At 42.7% G+C, this 19,567-nt stretch carries 17 protein-coding genes; 5 read left to right on the top strand and 12 right to left on the bottom strand.

Annotated elements, in window-relative coordinates:
* Nucleotides 1-59 precede the first annotated feature (59 nt).
* On the bottom strand, nucleotides 60-965 hold the full coding sequence (locus H8S54_RS01785; protein ID WP_186900756.1) for a carbohydrate ABC transporter permease: 906 nt from the start codon (nucleotides 963-965) through the stop codon (nucleotides 60-62).
* Between the two features lie 12 nt (nucleotides 966-977).
* Nucleotides 978-1,946, bottom strand: coding sequence for an ABC transporter permease (locus H8S54_RS01780; RefSeq protein WP_186900755.1), 969 nt, complete (start codon nucleotides 1,944-1,946; stop codon nucleotides 978-980).
* Between the two features lie 221 nt (nucleotides 1,947-2,167).
* On the opposite strand from H8S54_RS01780, the gene H8S54_RS01775 reads away from it, so the two are divergent.
* The 3 genes from H8S54_RS01775 to H8S54_RS01765 are packed head-to-tail and all read left to right on the top strand — an operon-like array spanning nucleotide 2,168 to nucleotide 6,476.
* Nucleotides 2,168-4,009, top strand: coding sequence for a sensor histidine kinase (locus tag H8S54_RS01775; protein WP_186900754.1), 1,842 nt, complete (start codon nucleotides 2,168-2,170; stop codon nucleotides 4,007-4,009).
* A gap of 42 nt (nucleotides 4,010-4,051) precedes the next feature.
* Nucleotides 4,052-4,831, top strand: coding sequence for a response regulator transcription factor (locus tag H8S54_RS01770; protein WP_186900753.1), 780 nt, complete (start codon nucleotides 4,052-4,054; stop codon nucleotides 4,829-4,831).
* Complete coding sequence (locus tag H8S54_RS01765) at nucleotides 4,824-6,476, top strand: type 2 periplasmic-binding domain-containing protein (RefSeq protein WP_186900752.1); 1,653 nt, start codon at nucleotides 4,824-4,826, stop codon at nucleotides 6,474-6,476. The genes H8S54_RS01770 and H8S54_RS01765 overlap by 8 nt, the downstream gene beginning before the upstream one ends.
* Before the next feature lie 69 nt (nucleotides 6,477-6,545).
* Here H8S54_RS01765 and H8S54_RS01760 read toward each other — a convergent pair whose 3' ends face one another.
* From H8S54_RS01760 to H8S54_RS01735, 6 genes are all read right to left on the bottom strand, one after another.
* The gene (locus H8S54_RS01760) at nucleotides 6,546-7,973 is read right to left on the bottom strand and encodes an alpha-L-fucosidase (RefSeq protein WP_117849494.1); all 1,428 of its coding nucleotides are present in this window, start codon (nucleotides 7,971-7,973) and stop codon (nucleotides 6,546-6,548) included.
* 66 nt (nucleotides 7,974-8,039) lie between these two features.
* Nucleotides 8,040-9,470: a sialate O-acetylesterase gene (locus H8S54_RS01755; protein WP_181987664.1), complete on the bottom strand. Its 1,431-nt coding sequence runs from the start codon at nucleotides 9,468-9,470 to the stop codon at nucleotides 8,040-8,042.
* Between the two features lie 322 nt (nucleotides 9,471-9,792).
* The gene (locus tag H8S54_RS01750; protein WP_186900751.1) at nucleotides 9,793-11,268 is read right to left on the bottom strand and encodes an FGGY-family carbohydrate kinase; all 1,476 of its coding nucleotides are present in this window, start codon (nucleotides 11,266-11,268) and stop codon (nucleotides 9,793-9,795) included.
* 187 nt (nucleotides 11,269-11,455) lie between these two features.
* On the bottom strand, nucleotides 11,456-12,388 hold the full coding sequence (locus H8S54_RS01745) for a transketolase family protein (protein WP_021924882.1): 933 nt from the start codon (nucleotides 12,386-12,388) through the stop codon (nucleotides 11,456-11,458).
* A complete protein-coding gene (locus H8S54_RS01740) occupies nucleotides 12,381-13,214 on the bottom strand; it encodes a transketolase (RefSeq protein ID WP_021924883.1) in 834 nt (277 codons plus the stop codon). Before H8S54_RS01740 ends, H8S54_RS01745 begins: the two co-directional genes overlap by 8 nt.
* Before the next feature lie 2 nt (nucleotides 13,215-13,216).
* Nucleotides 13,217-14,617 (bottom strand): L-fucose/L-arabinose isomerase family protein, encoded by a 1,401-nt coding sequence (locus tag H8S54_RS01735; RefSeq protein WP_021924884.1) that lies wholly within the window; start codon nucleotides 14,615-14,617, stop codon nucleotides 13,217-13,219.
* 289 nt (nucleotides 14,618-14,906) lie between these two features.
* Between H8S54_RS01735 and H8S54_RS01730 the strand changes: the two genes are divergently transcribed.
* Together H8S54_RS01730 and H8S54_RS01725 are read left to right on the top strand one after the other, a co-directional pair.
* A complete protein-coding gene (locus tag H8S54_RS01730) occupies nucleotides 14,907-15,914 on the top strand; it encodes a LacI family DNA-binding transcriptional regulator (protein WP_021924885.1) in 1,008 nt (335 codons plus the stop codon).
* A 151-nt stretch (nucleotides 15,915-16,065) separates the two neighbouring features.
* Nucleotides 16,066-16,767, top strand: a complete 702-nt coding sequence (locus H8S54_RS01725; RefSeq protein ID WP_021924886.1) for a LytTR family transcriptional regulator DNA-binding domain-containing protein — start codon at nucleotides 16,066-16,068, stop codon at nucleotides 16,765-16,767.
* Between the two features lie 142 nt (nucleotides 16,768-16,909).
* Here H8S54_RS01725 and H8S54_RS01720 read toward each other — a convergent pair whose 3' ends face one another.
* The 4 genes from H8S54_RS01720 to H8S54_RS01705 are packed head-to-tail and all read right to left on the bottom strand — an operon-like array spanning nucleotide 16,910 to nucleotide 19,412.
* Complete coding sequence (locus tag H8S54_RS01720; RefSeq protein ID WP_021924887.1) at nucleotides 16,910-17,824, bottom strand: SIR2 family NAD-dependent protein deacylase; 915 nt, start codon at nucleotides 17,822-17,824, stop codon at nucleotides 16,910-16,912.
* The gene (locus H8S54_RS01715) at nucleotides 17,775-18,548 is read right to left on the bottom strand and encodes a protein-ADP-ribose hydrolase (RefSeq protein ID WP_021924888.1); all 774 of its coding nucleotides are present in this window, start codon (nucleotides 18,546-18,548) and stop codon (nucleotides 17,775-17,777) included. Before H8S54_RS01715 ends, H8S54_RS01720 begins: the two co-directional genes overlap by 50 nt.
* Nucleotides 18,545-19,156: a 4Fe-4S binding protein gene (locus H8S54_RS01710; protein ID WP_021924889.1), complete on the bottom strand. Its 612-nt coding sequence runs from the start codon at nucleotides 19,154-19,156 to the stop codon at nucleotides 18,545-18,547. Before H8S54_RS01710 ends, H8S54_RS01715 begins: the two co-directional genes overlap by 4 nt.
* 1 nt (nucleotide 19,157) lies before the next feature.
* Entirely contained in the window at nucleotides 19,158-19,412 is a 255-nt protein-coding gene (locus H8S54_RS01705) for a hypothetical protein (protein WP_243176589.1), read from the bottom strand.
* Between the last annotated feature and the right edge of the window lie 155 nt (nucleotides 19,413-19,567).

Genomic DNA, 19,567 nt, shown 5'->3' with positions numbered 1-19,567 from the left:
AAACGTGTGTCTTTTATTTATAAGGAAAGCTGTCCCCCAGCTTCCGTATAATCTGAATATCAGCCCTTAACAGCTCCTACCTGTACGCCCTGTGCAAAGTATTTCTGGATGAACGGATATACCAGAAGGATTGGTCCTATGGTTGCGATTACGCAGGCATACTGTACATTCAGACTGTTTAGGTTACCGTTACTGATCATCTGCTGTGCATCACTCATGTTTGCAGTACCAGATGTAAATACAATTTTTCTAAGAAGCATCTGAATCGGCTGTTTTGCAGGATCCTTAATGTAAAGAAGTGCTTCATAGTAGCTGTTCCATGCGCCAACAACGGAAAACAGACCGAAGGTTGCGTACAATGCTTTTGAAAGGGGCACATAAATCTTTGTAAGAATCTGGAACTCACTGGCTCCGTCAATTCGGGCGGCTTCCCTGATTTCCGGGGAAATTCCCTGATAGAACGAACGATAAATGAAAATATTGTAAGCACTTACCGCATTTGGCAAAATCAGTGACCACCAGCTGTCATACAGACCCAGATTCTGGATCAGCAGGTAAGTAGGAACTGTACCACCACTGAAAAACATAGTGATCAGCAGGATAATGGACAATGGTTTTCTCAGTACGAATTCCGGTGCCATCATAACGTAAGCCATAAGGGAATTCAGCACCAGGCTGACGATCATAGTTCCCACGGCGATTACAATCGTGTTCCAGTAAGCTCCCAGGATATTCTCATCCTTGAATAAAGCTTTGTATCCGTCCAAATGAAATTCCTTTGGAAAGAAAGTAACCTGACCGGTTGTGATCATGCGGTTGCTAGACAGTGAAGTGGCAATTACATTCAGGAACGGATACAGAAATATAATCGATACAATGATCATGAATGCAATGAGGAACACGTCAAATGCTCTGCTGCCAATATGTATTTTGTTATTCTGTTTTTTTGCTTTTCCAAATGACATGAATTTTTCCTCCTACCACAAACTGTTTTCCGGGTTGATTTTCCTGGTAATCATGTTTGCTCCAAATACAAGAGCAAAACCAATGACTGAAATAAACAGGTTTACGGCTGTTGCATACGAGAATTTACCTTCCACGATACCTTTCTGGTAAACAAAGGTTCCGATTACTTCCAGCTGACTTCTGTTTGTGTCGTTCTGCATCAGAAGGATCTTGGTATAATCACTGTTCAGCGCGTTTCCAAGCACGTTTCCAAGATTCATGATCAGAAGAATCGTAGTGGTTGGCTTAATAGTCGGCCAGATAATATTTTTGATCTTCTGCCAGCGGTTTGCACCGTCAATATTTGCTACATCATATAAGGTTACGTCTACATTGGATAGTGCAGACAAATACATGATGGAACTCCATCCTACTGTCTGCCATACCTGTGAACCGAGATATAAAGGAAGGAAATACTGGCTTCCATTATTCATGTCCACTCTCGCCATTCCCAAAAAGTCTCTCACATCGTTGAAAAGTCCGGTAGTAGAGCCAAATCCATTTAGCATGGAACAGATAACTACTACAGAAAGGAAATGAGGAATATAAGAAATTGTCTGTACCGCACTTTTGAATACCTTTCCTCTTAACTCATTCAGCAGAATGGCAAAAATAATTGCCGCCGGGAACGTAAATAGCAGATTCAGAACTCCGATTTTCAGTGTGTTCCATATAATCTGTCCACTGTTTACATTTTTAAAAAATTTAATAAAATTTTTCAGCACAGGCTCCAGCCAGTTGCTGCCCCAGACACCTTTTGATGCTTTATAATTCTTAAATGCGATCAGAATTCCGTACATTGGAACATATTTGAAAATGATCAGCATGATCAGCGGTGCCAGTGCCATAATGCAAAGGGCTTTCTGTTTCCATAGCAGTTGCCAGAATGTTTTTTTCTTTGCCGCATATGGAATAGACGTGGTATTTGACCTTTTCGCCATATTTCTCTCTCCTTCCGGTCTTGTTTTTCTGATGTAATTATTGTATTGTATAAATCGCAGTGTTTGAATGGAAGATTCATAATTTTTTCATGTATATTTTACATTTTTTTCAGAGTTTTCCCGCTAAATATGGAATATTCTCAGGTTTGTCCAATAATTTTCCATGACACCCTGTAAAGGATTTATTGTAAAATAGGATTAAGAAAGGACAGGCATTATATATGAAAAAGCACAAAACAATCCTGCTTCCCCTTGGACGGCAGTTTTCTATTATCTTAGTATTATTTATTGTCTGCACGGCAGGCATTACACTATACAACACTCAGGATTACGTTCGGGTACAGACTGACTTTCTTAGCAGCAGTCTGGACTCTTACTCCTCGCAGCTTGCCAAAAATACCCAGGAAGCCTACGATAGCTACGAAAATATATGCTATAGCGCGGCATACAGCTCTGTAGTTCAGGATTTTCTCAGCAGTAAGAACAGGCAGAGTTCCTATGAAGCTTATCAGGAACTGCGAACACAGCTGGAAAATACCTTCCTTCTGAATCCATATATTTCTGATATTGCAGTTTACGGACAGGACGGAACCTTTGCCTCCCTTGGAGGATCTGCATTCAGCTACAAGCCCTTTGCCGATAAGCTTGACGAAACCTCGTTTCCCTACTGCACCGTTGGCACCACCTTAATAAACGGAACCAACTGCCATATCCTTGCCATGCCGATCTGTACCTTAGGTACCGGGCAGAGCCAGCGCCTTGGCATCCTTTTTCTGGCCATTGACATTAATCATCTGCTTAGCAACTCTATGACCAATATGAATAGCCAGAAGCTTTATGAACCGGAAATCCTGTTTGCAAATGCACAGCAAGAGCTGATTTATGGAACAAGAAGCCTTTACCGTACTGTTCTTAGCACCCCCGCACCTCAGTCTGAAACAGACACCTACGAAGTAAAAGCAAACAGCTCTCCGATAACCTATATCGCAAAATGCTATTCCTTTCGCAAGCTTGGGCTTTCCCTTTATGTGCTTGTAGACAAAAGTCAGCTAACCAGCCAGATCCAGACTATTTCCCTGCGTCAGTTTCTCGCTACAGGTGCTATACTTCTGCTGGTTTTCCTCTTTGTAACCTTCCTTTACAAGCCATTTTTGGATTCGCTGAAGCAGCTGATTGATTTTATGAAAAGTATTTCTGCCGGAAACAGAAAAGCAATCAAAAAAGGGGCTCAGATTCATCAGGGCTTAATTGGATCTACTGAAATCAACGATATTTTTAACGCATTTAACGAAATGCTGATCAAAACCGAAGAACTGAATCATACCATTTTTGATTCCTATACCAGAATGTATGAATTGGAAGCCAACAACCGCAAAACAGAAATTGCATTTCTGCGAAGCCAGATTAATCCGCACTTTCTTTACAATACGCTTACCATGATCTGCGGTATGGCTGCAGAAGGCATGACTGATAAGATTATTCTGGTTACAGGTGCACTTTCCCAGATTTTTCGATACAGCATTAAAGGGAACGACATGGTTTCTCTGCGGGAAGAGCTGGAAATCGTAAAATCTTATCTGATGATCCAAAAGGAACGCTTCGCAGATCGCTTCACCATTGAATATAATTTTTCTGATGATGCCTATGACTGCCTGATACCCAAAATGGTCATCCAGCCACTGGTAGAAAATGCAATTGTCCATGGACTGGAAAAAAGTCTGAAACCAGGCTCTATTCTGATCGGTGCCGGACGAAATCCCCGGCACGGTTATCTGGCCATCTGGATTTTTGATACCGGTGTGGGCATGCCTCCGGAAAAATTACAGGAGCTGCGCCATTCCATTGCGGCTTCCGTCCATGATAAAACCGGAGATGCTTCTGCTGATCTGGCAAAAATGGATGCGCAGAATCACGACAGCATCGGAATTCTAAATGTCAATAGCCGTATGGTGCTTTATTATGGAGCTGACTATACTCTTATCATTGACTCCGAGGAAGGTGTAGGAACCAATATTCAGCTGCGAGTTCCTTATCAGACAAGTGATTCTTTGCAAATCTCGTAACAGTTCACCTCTTCACCAGGGCATCTAAAGGAGAATATTTATATGTATCAGGCAATTGTAATTGACGACGAAAAATGGGTTGTAAAAAGTCTGATTGCTACCATCAAAAATCAGGACTATTTTGAAATCATCACAGAATTTTATGACGGTCTTTCCGGTCTTGAATATATCCGTATTCATCAACCGGCCCTTGCATTTGTGGATGTAAGACTTCCTGGCATGGGTGGACTGGAAATTCTGCAGGCAGCTCATGCGGAAGGCTTATCAACTCTTTTCATTATGATAAGTGGACATGCTGAATTTGCGTATGCTCAGAAAGCAATGTTTCACAATGCTATCGGATACTGTTTGAAGCCATTTTCCCGAAGTGAGCTTATGGATTCCATGCAAAAGGCCTATCAGCTTCTTCAGGAGCAGGAGCAAAAAGCAGAAAATCAAGAAGCTTCTTTGGAAGAGCAGCCAAACATTTTTCATCCTCAGCATCTTGTTTCTTCCCACAAGTCTGTGCAGATGATGATTGATTATACAGAGAAGCATTATCAGGAAGATATTTCCATACAAAATCTTGCAGAATACTGCAGCATCAATCCTAATTATGCCAGTCAGATTTTTCGGCAGGAAACAGGAGGAACCTTTGTCAGCTATCTGACTAGCCTTCGGATCGAACATGCTGCATGGCTTCTTGCACACAGTGACCAAACCGTATTTGCCATTGCCACTCAGGTTGGCTACAGTGACTATTTTTATTTTGCAAAGGTATTCAAAAAAGTAAAAGGATGTACACCCACCGCTTATCGAAAGGATTCTGAAGAACATGTGTAATCTTATTTCTAAACAGTTATTGGGGATTTCCATTGCAGCCACTTTGATTTTCACAACCACCGGTTGTGGTTCCTCTTCAACTACTACAAAAACCAGCCGTCAGGCGCTTCCTGAATCCATTCAGAATCTGTCCTTTGATGAACATTTAAATATCAGTGTTGGCTACTGGAATATTGAGGAGATGGAAAAAGCAGCCGAACCAGATGCTATGACTCAGTATATTGAAGATTTATTTAATATTACGCTGGAACCGGTAGCTGTAACCTGGTCAAATTACAAAGAGCGTTATCAGATTTTAAGTGCTACCGGAAGCCTTCCTGATGTTTTTGCCACATTAACACTTTCTTCCAACGACAATAATGACTCCGCAACCTTTTCTGATTTTATCAATACCGGAGTCATCCGTGCTCTGCCTGAGGATCTGACAGACTATCCGCGCCTGAATGAGATTTTGAATTCTGTATCCTATACCCGATATACAGATGGCAAGTATTATGCCATTCCCCGTGTTTCCTTTCTGGATCCAGTTCTTGGTGCTACAGATGCTGCCATGCTGGTTCGCCGGGACTGGATGGATAGCCTTGGGATTTCCAATCCGGAAAGCTTTCAGGATTTTGCAGACATGACTATTGCTTTTGCCAAAAATGATCCGGATGGAAATGGCATTGATGATACGCTTGGTTACAATGTTAATTCCATAAATGCACTTGGAAAATGGGTGATTCTTGGCATCGCTCCCGAATGCAATGTTTATTCCTGGACGGAAAATAACGGTTTCTATGTTCCATCCTGGTCCACTGATGCATTTAAGCAAGTAGTAAAGGATTATCGCCTGCTGTACGAAAAGGGTGGGCTGGATCCTGATTTTTACACCAAATCTCCCTCCGCTGTTATGGACGACTTCGCAGCAGGACGGCTCGGTGCCCTGGAATATAAATCCTCCCCTTCTTCACTTATGGAATTAAAAAACAGATGGGATGTCTTAAATGACAAGTCCTTTGAGGACTGTGTGGATGTACTCCCTGTTTTTCCCGCACAGGACGGGATTCGATACAGTAATTCCTCCAGCAGCTTCTGGTCAGAATCTTATATTTCCTCGGATGTAGACGATACAAAGGCAGAGCGCATTCTTGCTCTATTTGAATTTCTTCTTTCTGATGAAGGACAGGATTTCTGTCATTATGGATTAGAGGGAATTGATTATGAAAAGGATAAAGATGGAAATTATTCCTGCCTTCTGGATACAAAAGGAGAAAGCCTTACCACAGCTCTTGCCAGAAAATATCCATCTTCTATTTTGTTTTCCAATATTGCAACCTGGGGCGGAAGCTGGAAAGATTTTGAAGTCAATGATATGAATACGCTCCGTTATGGAAAATTTGCAACTATTCTTGCTTCTGAATCCGCTAATTACTGCAAGGAGCACACTACGCAGGTCAGCCGCCCTTATGCATTTATGAGCTATCCAAAAGAACCAACAGAGGAATTTAGCACCTCCAATGCATTTAAACAATTCATAAGCTGTATTATCGGAAATGACGATGCCGTAGACATGTGGGAAAATGTGTTAACGCAAATGCGCTCTGACGGACTGGACGAATATATTCAAAGGCAAAATGAAAATTTCGCAGAATCACAAAATTAATTTAAAAATCCCCACCTGAAGCTTTGCTTATACAGCAATCATTTCAGTGGGGATTTCGTATGGAAAAAATCAATTAATTTTCAAAACATAAGCACAATCACAAGGCTTCTTTTCCGGTGCTTTTACATAAAGCCCGTCTTCTTTTCTGTAAAAAGCAAGCTCACCTTCATTTCCCAGCATAGTTACCTTCTTAATCTCACCGTCAAGAGCACCACCCTTACGAAGTGTACGGATACGGAACTCTCCATCCTCGGGCCAGCCAAATGCAATAGCATAAAGAGCATCGCCATGTGTGGTAAAGCGGAAGTCCTGAGCAGTAAGAGTATCACTATGCACATCAACAGCATCCCCCTTATCAAGCTGCTCCTGAATTTTTCCCACATCATAATTGGCATCATCTACTGTAGTAGGACCTTCTGCTGCCACCTTAAATGGCCTTGTCTCATAAATTGCTTCACCGTTTAAGGCCAGCCAGTCTCCGATTTCTTCCAGAATACGCACTGCATCCGGATGGAAGGAACCATCCGCATATGGGCCTACATTTAATAGAAGGTTTCCATTCTTGGATACAATATCGCAAAGCTGATGGATGATCCTCTCTGCTGATTTATATTTCGGATTTTGTACCATACACCAGGTAATATTATCCTCCAGACGGTCGTCAGACTGCCATGGGAAGTCCTTTGGGGAAGAAAATCTTCCGCACTCAATATCATAAACACCGATATCCTTAGGATAGTCCTCCTGCTTGTATGTAATGATTCCGTCCTTAATTCCTCTGGTGTTGTAATAATATTCGGCTACATCATAACGGTAATCTTCCTGGATAATGCAGGTACGGCTGTCAAAATACACCTCATCCGGCTCATACTTGTCGATAACCTCCAACACCTTATCCCGCCAGCTTTTGCAAAATGCTTCGTCCGGATAGCGATAAGGAATATAGCGATTTGTCTCAAGAGGCAGTGCAGGACCGTAATATTTTTCGTTTTCCGGAATATACACATCCGCCTCATTATCCGTTGACATAAACCATCCCCACAGCCACTGATGGTGAAAGGTTGCCACTGTACGAATTCCCTGCTTGCGAAAGGCCTCTGTGCATTCTCCCACAATATCACGGTGAGGACCATAATTCATACTATTAATTGGATTAACTGCGCTGTCCCACATGGAAAAATTATCTGCATGCTCACTAACTGCACCGGCATATTTTGCACCGGAACGCTTTACAAGAGAAGCCCACTGATCCGGATCAAATTTTTCTCCTTTGAGCATATCATAAAAGTCCTTATAGCCAAAGTCATGAAGACTTCCATAGGTTTTCTCATGGTACTGGTTCTGCTCTAAGCCTTTGCAGTACATATTTCTGGAATACCACTCGTTTTGATATGCCGGAACGCTATATGGTCCCCAGTGAAAAAATAATCCAAACTTTGCATCTCGAAACCACTTTGGTGCTTCTCTTTTTACATTGTTCCAATTGACTTCTCTCATGTTTTCCAATACTCCATTCTGCCCGCAGGCGATTTTCGTTGCACTGCCGTGGGCAGGCTGAATTTATTATAATTTTATTGATTTCTTATAGAAAGACAGAAGCGGCAAAAAGGTCACTTCGTCCACTGGTGGCTGTTTAATCGGATCTGCCTGCCATACAAAGGAAAGCTCTGCTTCATCCTCCACTTCTCGGGCTAATTCCAGATAAAGATGATTTTTGTTCTCTCTGTTTCCGCGAATGTGAAGGATCTCCACCTCACCCTGACTGTCTGTCAAAGTAAACCCGCTGTCTTTTCCCTCTGCTGAGTAAACCAGGAAACAATTCTTAACATGATCGCAGGTAAGCTTCAGCCAGATTCCGCTTCCCTCCAGCTGAAAGCTCTTTTTTTCCGCTTCGTCTGCTCTCTCAACCTTTACAAGCTCAGGCGGCTGATACTCTTCCTTTCCATTTAACACATGGGCACATTGCTTCGCCAGCTTTTCTCCAAGCGCTACATTAGCCTGTGCTGTATTATGAATTCCATCGCAAAGGCTTAAATTGGAAGTTGTCAAAACAGAAACTCCCGGAATCTCCTTCGCAGCTCTTGCCTGGGCATCACGCACCATTCCCCAGCACTCGTCATTGATTCCATTGATCTGTCTGTTCAGCTGCATGGTAAAAAACGGGATCTCGTATCCCAGTTCTTTTCTGGTTGCTTCCACGTACTCCCTAAAATGCTCCAAATATTTTTCTGCCGGTCCCGGATTGGTGTCTGAGCATCCCTGATACCAGAGCACTCCTGCATATCTTCCCCCGGTCTCATGAATCTTATCCACCATATTTAAGTACAAATCTCCGTCCTTTGGATTCCATCTTTCCATAGGAGAACCGCCAAGAGAAGTCTGAATCAATCCCACAGGCATTCCTGTCATTTTCCCATAAGTCTTTCCAAACGCAAGATAAGGAGATACCCCCGGCACACCCATCTCTTCGTTGGCTAGCGATCCGGCAAAAGTACTTTCATTCATAGGATGGCTTGCAATATCCCACTTGCTTCTGTTACGATACAAATGCACATCCATGCTAGGCGGATCAATGCAAAAATCCCTGCTGTATCCCGCTGAATTAGATTGACCTGCAATAATAAACAGGTTTCCTACTCCCAGATGGAGCACACAGTCTCCACGATAGAGCCATGTGAGATCCGGAACAGTGCTCTTTGTTTCCAGGCTGGTATCAATCCTGTAAGGTCCTCCGGCCGGAATCTCCAGCGTCACCTCAAATTCTCCCTGAAACTTCTCATTACATGTGAAATGATCTGCATTTGTCCAGGGAATTACCGTCATATTGTCATCCTCACTCATAACCCTCACAACCGGAGTAACCCTTTCAACCCCCACTTCAATTGCTGCCGGATGAACCTGAAAGTTTCCCTTTAAAGCCACAGTTGCCTTACCATTCTCCTGCTGCAAAATTTCCCAATCTGCCGGAGCCTTCGTTAACGTAATTCCATGCATTTTATTACCCTCTCTTTCTGGCTGCATAATCTATTTAAACACATACACTGCTTACTTTAATACCTGACCAAAGCACAAATTCCATGCTCGTCTTATTTTTCATTATAAGGTCTTTTCAATTTCATTGGTATATTCATTTTTCAGACCATTATGTAAATTTTTCAGATAAATGAAACTGCCTGCGCCTCTTACAAGTAGTCAGAAACCAGGATTTTATGGACATAGGACAAGCCCCATGAGCACTGTCCTGACCCTTTATAGGCCAGCTTGTTCATAGGGCTTGCATATAGGAGACGGACTAAACCATCTTAAATACCAATTGTTATTTATTTGTAATCACCGAAGCCACAGCCTTCTTCCATCCGGCATACTTCTGTTCTCGTTTCTTGGCATCCATGTCCGGCTTATAAGAAACCCGGTTCAATTTTCCGAAGATACTTTCATCCCAGACACCAAGCTGCAATCCTGCTGCATAAGCCGGTCCGATTGCAGAAAGCTCTTCTGAATCCGGAACCAGTACTCCTGTATCTGCAATATTACTCTGAAACTGCATCAGGTAATCATTTCTGGTGGGACCGCCATCTACGCGAAGCTCCTTCACCGGAACACCCGCATCCTCAGCCATTGCCTGTACAACATCTGTAATCTGATAAGCAATACACTCAAGTGCAGCTCTCACAAACTCTGCCTTGTGGGTAGTACGGCTCATACCTACAACAGACGCTCTTGCCTCGCTATCCCAGTAGGGCGCACCAAGACCACTAAATGCCGGAACCAGATACAGGCTATCCTCCTGAATTGCAGCCTTCGCCAATGGACCAGTCTCCCCAGGTGAAGCAATAATCTGCAGATCATCCTTCAGCCAGGTAATAACAGCACCTGTATAATTCAGGTTGCCCTCAAGCACATAGTTCACCTTGCCGCCGATTTTCCATGCCAGAGAAGTAACAACCCCGTGTGTACTCAGAAGCGGCTTCTCGCCGATGTTCATCATGATAGAAGAACCGGTACCATAGGTAGACTTGATCATGCCAGGCTGCAAACATCCCTGTCCAAATAAAGCTCCATGAGAATCACCCAGTACACCGTGAATCGGAATTTTATGAGGAAGCAATCCCTCAAAATCAGTTTCTCCAAAACAAGCGTCAGAATCTGTCACCTCTGCCATATTTGCCGGATCAATACCAAACAGCTTACAGATCTCATCATCCCACTTCAGCTCAAAAATATTAAACAACTGGGTTCTGGAAGCATTGGAATAATCTGTTCTGTATTCCTTTCCTTTTGTCAGCTTGTAAACCAGCCAGCTGTCAATAGTACCATGACAGATTTCGTGACGTTCTGCTGCCTCCTTTGCACCTTCTTCATTTTCCAGAAGCCATGCAATTTTAGAAGCAGGGAAATATGGAGAAAGATTCATTCCTGTTTTCTGGCGGATCACCTCAGCCGCACCGGCAGCCTCCACACGGGCGCACACATCCACCGCACGGGCACACTGCCATACAACTGCATTTCCATAAGGCTTACCTGTAATACGGTTCCATGCAAGGGAGGTTTCGCGCTGGTTGCTGATGCCAAGACCAACCACACATTCTTTTTCAACACCCTCAAGCAGTTCCCGTACAACCTCAAGTACATTGCTGTAAATCTCCTCCGGATCATGGGAAACCCATCCCTTCTCATTGATGATCTGCTTATGCGGACGGTCTGTGCGGCGCATAATACTGCCAATCTCATCGAAAAGAAGCGCCTTGGTACCCTGGGTACTCTGATCAATACTTATGATATATTTTGCCATTTTTGCTATCCTCTTTTTTCTAAAATACAACGACAGGCGTGCCTGACCAGGTACCCCTGCTGTCCTCGCACCTTACGATGCATGCACAGCCTTTGGATCCCCTGGATCTGCATTTCTGCAGTCTGTCAGTCACGCCTGAGCCTGTTCATTATTTATCTGTAAAATCTTTCAAGAAAAATCCCGGCTCTTATTTCAGAGCTTCAACTGCCTTCTTAGCAATTCCTTCAGCATTTAATCCATAATAATCAAATACTTCCTGTGAGGTTCCTGTGATAACCGGAGCATCCGGAAGAGCCATGTTCAGCACTTTTCTCGGGCACTCTGCACCAACAACCTGTGCAACCATAGAGCCAAGTCCGCCAAACGGTGCATGCTCCTCAACTGTGATAACAGCCTTTACATTCTTGGCAGCCTTCACAACGCCCTCAGCATCCAGAGGCTTCACGCAGTACATATCCAGTACAGTTGCGGAAATTCCCTGAGTCTCCAGTAATTTGGCAGCCTCGAAAGCCGGGCGAACCATCTCGCCGCATGCGATGATCGCAACATCTGTTCCCTCTTTCAGAACAGTAGCCTTGTCCATTTCAAATGGGCAGTTATCTTCTGTATAAATATCCTCAACCGGGTTTCTGCCAACACGGATGTAAGCTGGCTTCTCATCCTTTAACAGGGCCTCAATCAGATGTTTTGTCTGATGACGGTCACTCGGAAGATATACTCGCATGTTTGGAATTGCAGCCATAGCAGCAATGTCCTGTGCAGAATGATGGCTCATTCCAAGCGCACCATAGCTTACACCGCCGCTGATACCGATCAGGGTAACATTGGTGTTGGAGTATGCAACATCAATCTTAGCCTGCTCATAGCTTCTTGTTGATAAGAAGCAAGCCGGGGAGCACGCGAAAGGTTTCTTGCCGCATTTTGCAAGACCTGCTGAAATACTTACCAGATTCTGCTCTGCAATACCTGTCTCAACAAACTGTTCCGGGAAATTATCTGCAAATGGTGTCATAGATGCAGAGCCTCTGGAATCACTGCAAAGCACCATAATATCTTTATCGTCTTTCGCCTTATCCATCAATACTTCACAAATTGCCTGTCTGTTTGGAATCTTATTCATGAAGAGCGGCCTCCTTTCTTGCTGCAAAATCCGCAATGATCTGATCATATTCTTCCTGGGTCGGAACCTTGTGATGCCAGTTTGCTTTGTTTTCCATTACAGAAGATCCACAGCCCTTTACAGTATTGGCGATCACTGCCGTTGGTTTTCCTTTTACTGTTTTTGCTTCCTCAAAAGCCGCATTTAACTGGTCAATATCATTTCCGTCTTTTACATCAATTACATGCCATCCAAAGGAACGGATACGTTCATGAAGATCGTCATGTCCCATAACATCCTCTGTATTTCCGGAAATCTGAAGACGGTTACGGTCGATTACTGCGCAAAGGTTGTCCAGCTTGTACTGATGTCCTGCCATGAAGCCTTCCCATACAGAGCCTTCAGCTAACTCACCGTCACCCATTACTGTATAAACACGGTAATCTCTGTTGTCCTTTTTGCCTGCGAGAGCCATGCCCACACAAACCGGAAGTCCATGTCCGAGAGATCCGGAATTCATTTCGATTCCGGGAAGCTTATTGTTCGGATGTCCGATATATTTAGAACCAAACTTAGAGAAGTTTGCTTTGATATCATCCAGATCCAGAAATCCTCTTGCTGCAAGCACTGCATAATACGCTTCTACAGAATGACCCTTGCTGAGTACAAAGCGGTCGCGATCCGGGTCATCAAGTCTTTCCGGAGAAACATTCATCTGACAGAAATACAGGCTGATCAGAGTATCGATCACGCTCATATCACCACCGATATGACCGCCCTTTCCGGCAACGATAATGTCTACAGTATCTTTTCTTAAGTCAAAAGATTTTGCCTTTAAATTTTCCATTCTCATTCACCTCTTAAATATGCTTTCACATCTTCTTCAATAGGATCATATAAATCAGGAGTGATGCCCATATATTTGCATGCCTCGTAAAGTACCGGAACTACATCCTTATGGATACCTACGCAGTGATGGATATATGGTCCCTCTACGATCTTAGCTTCCAGACGTTTGATATTCTCCACTTCAACCCACAGGTAAGTACCCATTCCTTTCGGTCCGTCAACGCCTTTGGCTTTTCCAAGAAGCATGGAGTATTCTCCGTTATCACCATCAAAACGTGCCAGAGTAACTTCTCCATGTTTTGCTTCTGCTGTAATGCTTCCCGGATGGCTGAATGCCAACGGATAAGTAAGCTTCGGTGTTTCTCTTGCAACAGAAATCGGCCATGGTCCGCAATGCTGAAGAAGCTCGCCGTTCTCAATATCAGGATGACGGATAGTCCAGTCTGCAAAGAAGCTTCTGGTATCGTCAAGTGCTGCTGCCTCAACAAGAAGAGCTGTAATTGCTCCGTGAATGTCAGTCTCACATACAACCGGAATTCCCTCTTCGTTCAAAAGAGCATTTGCTGCACATGGCATAATTCCGATTTCACTCTGCAGCTGGTTCCAGCACTGGATTGCAGCTGCCTGGCAGCCATATTTCTTAATGAGATTTCCCATCGCAACCTTAAGAGCAGCTACGTTCTCAAGCTCATTGTCTTTTACGCAGATTTCCATGTTTGCACGGCAATACTCAACAACCTTTGCAACCTCAGTTCCCTCTGCTTTCGCTTTCTTCATCTCATCTGTAAGCTCAGGCATTGGGATAGGAGTCAGCTGAATGTTGAATTTTTCAAGAAGCTCACCCTCATTGCACATGGTTGACCAAAACTCATATGGTCTTGTGGAAATCTGAAGAATTCTCATGTTGCGGAAGGTTTTTACTACGTTACAGACAGCCATGAAATCGCGAAGGCCTCTCTCGAATACAGGATCGTTCAGTCTGCAGTTTGTCATATAAGTAAATGGAACACGGAATCTTCTAAGTACTTTACCTGTTGCAAAAAGTCCGCACTGGGTGTCACGAAGACGAACGCCGTTCTCATCTGGTCTCTCATCAAGAGGTCCCCACAGAAGAACCGGTACGTTTAATTCCTTTGCAAGTCTTGCACACTCGAACTCAGTTCCGAAGTTGCAATGAGGAAGGAAAAGTCCGTCGATTTTTTCTTTTTTGAATTTCTCTGCAATTTTGATGCGGCCCGCTTCGTCATAAAGAAGACCTTCTTCATTTACATCTGTGATATCTACAAAATCAATTCCTAACTCTCTTAATCTGTCTGCAGTAAGTCCACGATACTTAACTGCGTCCGGTGCACTGAAAATGCTTCTTCTGGTTGGCGCGTAGCCGATTTTAATCTTTGCCATTTTTTGCATTCCTCCTTATAATTTTAATTTTTTACATATACTTTTTACTGATTTTGTTTTGTCCGATTTCAGGAAAGCTTCAAATTATCTCACAACTTTCGTTATTTTTTTATATCGTATTTGCTTTTCCTTATGGCTCTAGTATATGTCTCCTTCAACTTTATTCCAATAAAAAATAAAGTTTTTTCAACTTTATTTTTACTTTATTTCCGGCAAATATATTGTTTATTTTTCAATTAAGAAGTACAATATATACAACATAAGAAACTTTATCCGGGAGGTGACGAAAATGCCCATTACTGCAAAAGAACTGGCCAAAAAGCTGAAGCTTTCACAGACTGCTGTCTCCATGGCACTGAACAATAAGCCTGGCGTCAGCACCGAAACCCGCCGCATGGTAGTAGAAGCCGCAGAGAAATACGGCTATGACTTTACCAGGCTTTCTTTAAAGAAAAATAAAGTCGGAAGCATCTATGCAGTCAGCTACCGTTCCCATAATGCCATCATGTCCTATTCCCCTATTTTTGACGCAATGGTTGAGGGCATGGAGTCCATGGTGCAAAAAGGCAACTACAAGCTGAAGGTCATCACCTTCTATGAGAAAAGGGACAACCTGGAGCATTATCTGGAAGATCTTCGAACTACAGATTGTGTGGGGATCATTTTATTTGGTACAGAAATGCGTGAAGAAATGGTTCGGCCGTTTTTAAAGCTTCCTTTCCCGGTAGTAATTCTGGATGCTTACTTTGAAAATCTGAACTGCAATTATGTAGTCCCAAACAACCGCCAGGGAGCGTACCTGGCCACAGATTACCTGATCAGCCGCAGAATGAAACAGCCTGGATATCTGCAGTCTGCATATCCTCTTCGTAACTTTTCTGAAAGACTTGAGGGCTTTTATCATGCAGTCCATGCCAATGGAATGTCTCGTTCCCGCTGCATTATCCACCAGCTTTCCCCGTCTATTGATGGTGCAATGGCAGACATGCTGGCTGTGATCGACCGCGGCGATGCCCTGGCAGACTGCTATTTCGCAGATAATGACCTGATTGCAATCGGCACCATCAAGGCTCTGCGCCTGCGGGGCTACAAGATTCCGGAACAAATTGCAGTAGTTGGCTTTGACAATGTTTCCGAAGGACGCATTATTGATCCTGCGCTTACTACCATCAGCGTCCCCAGGCATTATATGGGACAGGTTGCGGCCAGAGAATTGCTCTCCCAAATTGAAGAGCCAAGACAGCACACCTGCAAAATCGAGGTTTCTGCAAATCTGGTTAAACGATTTTCGGTATAATGCCTTATTTTTCAAATAATTCTGGAATCTAAAGATATTTTCCCCTTCCTATATTAGGTTCCTGATATTTTGACCCGGATATCTTCAATTTATACTGACAAATCTTTACAGATATGGTATACTTACAATAAAAATCGGGAGGGGCATTTATATGGATGAGAAAGTATTAAAGTTTTTCAAGAAATATAATATCCATATTAATGATATCAAATATTTGCTTAGACAGAATAATAAGACTTGTATCTATACAACTGACGAACGTGTAATAAAAACTTTTATCACAGTGAAGGACCTGTTCAAGGAGCTTAGACCTTATAACTATATTTGCATCAATAAGGGAACTGTAGTTGCCAAAGAACAGATTAAATACATAGAAAACTGTACCTATCACATGCTGGACGGCACCTGTCTGGAAGGTCGTAAACGTGGTGCCGCCAGCCATAAACAGCTAAACAAAGCTTTGCGTCATGAGCTTTCCAAAATTACATCCACCGATATCTGTACACGTTTCTCCGTATTGGATAACATGCCCCTTGCCTTTTGCGTGATCGAGCTTATTTTCAACGAAAACGGAGCCGGAATTGATTTCGTGTTCCGGTATTGTAACAAAGAACTGCTCTTTCTGGAAAAGAAAATGCCGGAAGAAGTGCTGGGGCATTCTCTCTATCAGGTATTTCCCCAAAATGATAAAAAGCTTCTGGCCGCTTATACCGATGTTGCAGTAAACGGTAAAAGCTATCACCTTCAGACATATAGTACCCGGCTTCAAAAACAGCTTATTCTCAAGTGCTTCCAGCCTGTGGAGAATTTTTGCGCATGTATTTTGGTTCCGGCTGATGATTTTTTGAAATAGCAGGCAAAGGGGCTGTCTATTTCCCGACAGCCCCTTATATAGTTATGCTACTTGAAAATGGATTATTATGTTCTAATTACTTTTTCTCTATTACCGTTATTCAATTCTATACTAAAACTCCAATCGAATCTGTCTGTCAAGTCTACAGTTCTTTCAGAACCACTCCGATATCTTCATTCATGCAGACAGACTTTCTCCTTATTTCTTCCGGCGCATATGCTTCACCCTGGTTCAGACACACATAAAATGCATGTTGAAATGTGCTTGTCATCTGCCAAAACGGATATTTTATAATACCAGGAGTATTATATCCTACCCCAAGTTCAAGGAACACTATTTTCTGCTTTTTATGATCCTGTATAAATTTCTCGTACTTTTCTGCTGCCCGGTGCCATCCGTTATCTTCAACAAATGTCTGATCCGATCTAAGATTCATACTCATTGGCTTACCACAACGCGGGCAATATGGAATCAGCCCCGCCGGAACCGTAAGCTTTATTTCTCCGTCTTCCGGTTTTTGCAGTTCCCCGTCTTTTATCTGAAATCCCTGACTCAGCACCATTTTTTTAATCTTGTCTTCATTGTCATAGGTTTCCTTATGGCAAGGCTCACTACATTGAAACAACCCATAATCGCCCTGTGTATAAAATATTCTGTTTTTATCAAAGCCGGCCTTCTGGAAACAATGATCCACATTTGTTGTCAGAACAAAATAATCCTTCTCTTTCACCAGATCATACAGGTTCTGATATACTGGTCTGGGAGCATTCATATAACGGTTGATATAGATATACCTGCACCAGTATCCCCAGTGCTTTTCCAATGTTTTATATGGGTAGAAGCCTCCTGCATACATATCGGAAAATCCATATTTCTTTCTGAAATCCGAAAAATATTTTTCAAATCTTTCACCGTTATACACAAAGCCGGCTGATGTGGAAAATCCCGCACCAGCCCCTATTACAACAGCATCTGCTTCCCCAATTTTTTCTTTTATCTGTAAGATCTTATCCGAGTAACTGTTTGTAGAGTCGTTCATCTTCCTCTTTAAAAACATTAAATATCACCTTTATCTTTGATTTTGTCTTTTCTTTATATTGCTTTACTGTCTGCACTGCAAGCTCAGCAGCTCTTTTATTTGGGAACATAAACACCCCCGTTGAAATGCAGCAAAAAGCAATACTCTTTACCTCATTCTCATCAGCTATCCTAAGACACGATTCATAGCAGGATATCAGTAAATGCTCATGTTCCTTTGTCAGCTTTCCCTGTACGATTGGACCAACTGTATGAATCACATGATCACAGAGCAAATTGAATGCCGGAGTAATTTTTGCCTGACCTGTCGGTTCTTCGTGTCCCTGTTTCATCATCATATCATTACAATAATTCCGAAGCTGAATTCCTGCATAAGTATGTATACAATTATCAATACAGTTATGACAGGGATGATAGCATCCTGTCATACCGCTGTTTGCCGCATTTACAATTGCCCCCACCTTAAGCCTTGTAATATCACCCTTCCAGATAGAAAGATCAGGTTGAACCTCCCTGATATCTGCCAATGTAACAATCCCTTTCTTCTCATTTTCTTCCGAAAGGTATGCATCCTGAATCTGCAAAAATGCATGATCCATTTTCCCTGGCATTCTTATATTCATAAGCGATCTGAGCAGCATTTTCTGCTCACTTGTGTCTGTTGGGATCTGCATGTTCTCATACTCTGGTCGCTCTTTCAATAATCCTTTAATTAAATATTTTCTTCTGTCATCCTGATTCATTTCCTGATCACCGCTTTCACCGGACAGTTTTCATAACAGTTTCCACAGTGCAGACAGTGCTCCTGCCGGATAACAAAAGGTGTTCCCTTCTCAATACATTTCTGTGGACAATGTCTCATACATTTCCCGCAGCCGATACAGGATTCCGTTATGTAATATCCCTTTTCTTTTACACTTATATCTCCCAGAATATATGTCTCCCGGAAAATTGGATTTACGCCAAGATTAAAATACTCCACTTCCGCCTTATCAATACAGAAAATAATTCCGATTTCTCTTGTATCCCCTGGATATACATTAGCAAGATATGGCTGCTCTTCAAAAATAATGTCCATCCATTTTTTCTGTTCATTCTCTGCTGCTGCGTAAGCCTTTCCAGACAACCGAATCATTTCTTTGTATTTGGTATAAGCAAGAATCTGAACCCTGCCATCTTCCATTAATTCTTTACAAAAATTTTTACCTCTGGCGGTGAAAAAATAGAGTGCATCCGGCTCATAATGAATCGCGCTGATATTCCGTATCTGTGGTGCTCCTTCACTGTCCACTGTTGCAAATGCAAGCACTCCCACCAATTTCATTTTTTTCAGACATGTTGCTAAATCCATCTTATCGCTCCTCCAATATCTCCCCGGTAATCTCATTTCTAGTCTTCCAGCACTGCGGATCAGCTCCATAAAAGTTACCGCTTGTTCCATTGGCAACTGCCGGACATCCCCGGCACCATGCTTTAAGTTCACATTTGCTGCATTTTACAAATTTATCATAATCTCTGTATTTTTCCATCTGACAGATCCAGACGTCTGCCAGTCGGTCTTCAAAAATATTGGCCACTTTACTGTCTGTCACCCTTCTGCATGCCATAATATCTCCATTGGAAGATATGGTAATATGACAGTTTCAACGGTACTTTCGTTGTCCCAACAAAGTTCCTGTGTTTCCCTGTCTCCAAAATACACCGGAAAACGGAACTTTATGTGCTTCAGGAATCTGCCATCCGGCTGCTCCTGATCGTAAAT

This window comes from Blautia segnis (genome assembly GCF_014287535.1).
GTDB classification, from domain to species: Bacteria; Bacillota; Clostridia; order Lachnospirales; family Lachnospiraceae; genus Blautia_A; species Blautia_A acetigignens.
The sequence above is the reverse complement of the archived record's forward strand: the minus strand, read 5'-3'. Positions and strand labels throughout refer to the sequence as shown.

Bases quoted from the DNA above. Each gene is read 5' to 3' on its own strand.
- H8S54_RS01785 (WP_186900756.1), bottom strand. From the start codon at position 965: ATGTCATTTGGAAAAGCAAAAAAACAGAATAACAAAATACATATTGGC.
- H8S54_RS01780 (WP_186900755.1), bottom strand. From the start codon at position 1,946: ATGGCGAAAAGGTCAAATACCACGTCTATTCCATATGCGGCAAAGAAA.
- H8S54_RS01775 (WP_186900754.1), top strand. From the start codon at position 2,168: ATGAAAAAGCACAAAACAATCCTGCTTCCCCTTGGACGGCAGTTTTCT.
- H8S54_RS01770 (WP_186900753.1), top strand. From the start codon at position 4,052: ATGTATCAGGCAATTGTAATTGACGACGAAAAATGGGTTGTAAAAAGT.
- H8S54_RS01765 (WP_186900752.1), top strand. From the start codon at position 4,824: ATGTGTAATCTTATTTCTAAACAGTTATTGGGGATTTCCATTGCAGCC.
- H8S54_RS01760 (WP_117849494.1), bottom strand. From the start codon at position 7,973: ATGAGAGAAGTCAATTGGAACAATGTAAAAAGAGAAGCACCAAAGTGG.
- H8S54_RS01755 (WP_181987664.1), bottom strand. From the start codon at position 9,470: ATGCATGGAATTACGTTAACGAAGGCTCCGGCAGATTGGGAAATTTTG.
- H8S54_RS01750 (WP_186900751.1), bottom strand. From the start codon at position 11,268: ATGGCAAAATATATCATAAGTATTGATCAGAGTACCCAGGGTACCAAG.
- H8S54_RS01745 (WP_021924882.1), bottom strand. From the start codon at position 12,388: ATGAATAAGATTCCAAACAGACAGGCAATTTGTGAAGTATTGATGGAT.
- H8S54_RS01740 (WP_021924883.1), bottom strand. From the start codon at position 13,214: ATGGAAAATTTAAAGGCAAAATCTTTTGACTTAAGAAAAGATACTGTA.
- H8S54_RS01735 (WP_021924884.1), bottom strand. From the start codon at position 14,617: ATGGCAAAGATTAAAATCGGCTACGCGCCAACCAGAAGAAGCATTTTC.
- H8S54_RS01730 (WP_021924885.1), top strand. From the start codon at position 14,907: ATGCCCATTACTGCAAAAGAACTGGCCAAAAAGCTGAAGCTTTCACAG.
- H8S54_RS01725 (WP_021924886.1), top strand. From the start codon at position 16,066: ATGGATGAGAAAGTATTAAAGTTTTTCAAGAAATATAATATCCATATT.
- H8S54_RS01720 (WP_021924887.1), bottom strand. From the start codon at position 17,824: ATGTTTTTAAAGAGGAAGATGAACGACTCTACAAACAGTTACTCGGAT.
- H8S54_RS01715 (WP_021924888.1), bottom strand. From the start codon at position 18,548: ATGAATCAGGATGACAGAAGAAAATATTTAATTAAAGGATTATTGAAA.
- H8S54_RS01710 (WP_021924889.1), bottom strand. From the start codon at position 19,156: ATGGATTTAGCAACATGTCTGAAAAAAATGAAATTGGTGGGAGTGCTT.
- H8S54_RS01705 (WP_243176589.1), bottom strand. From the start codon at position 19,412: ATGGCATGCAGAAGGGTGACAGACAGTAAAGTGGCCAATATTTTTGAA.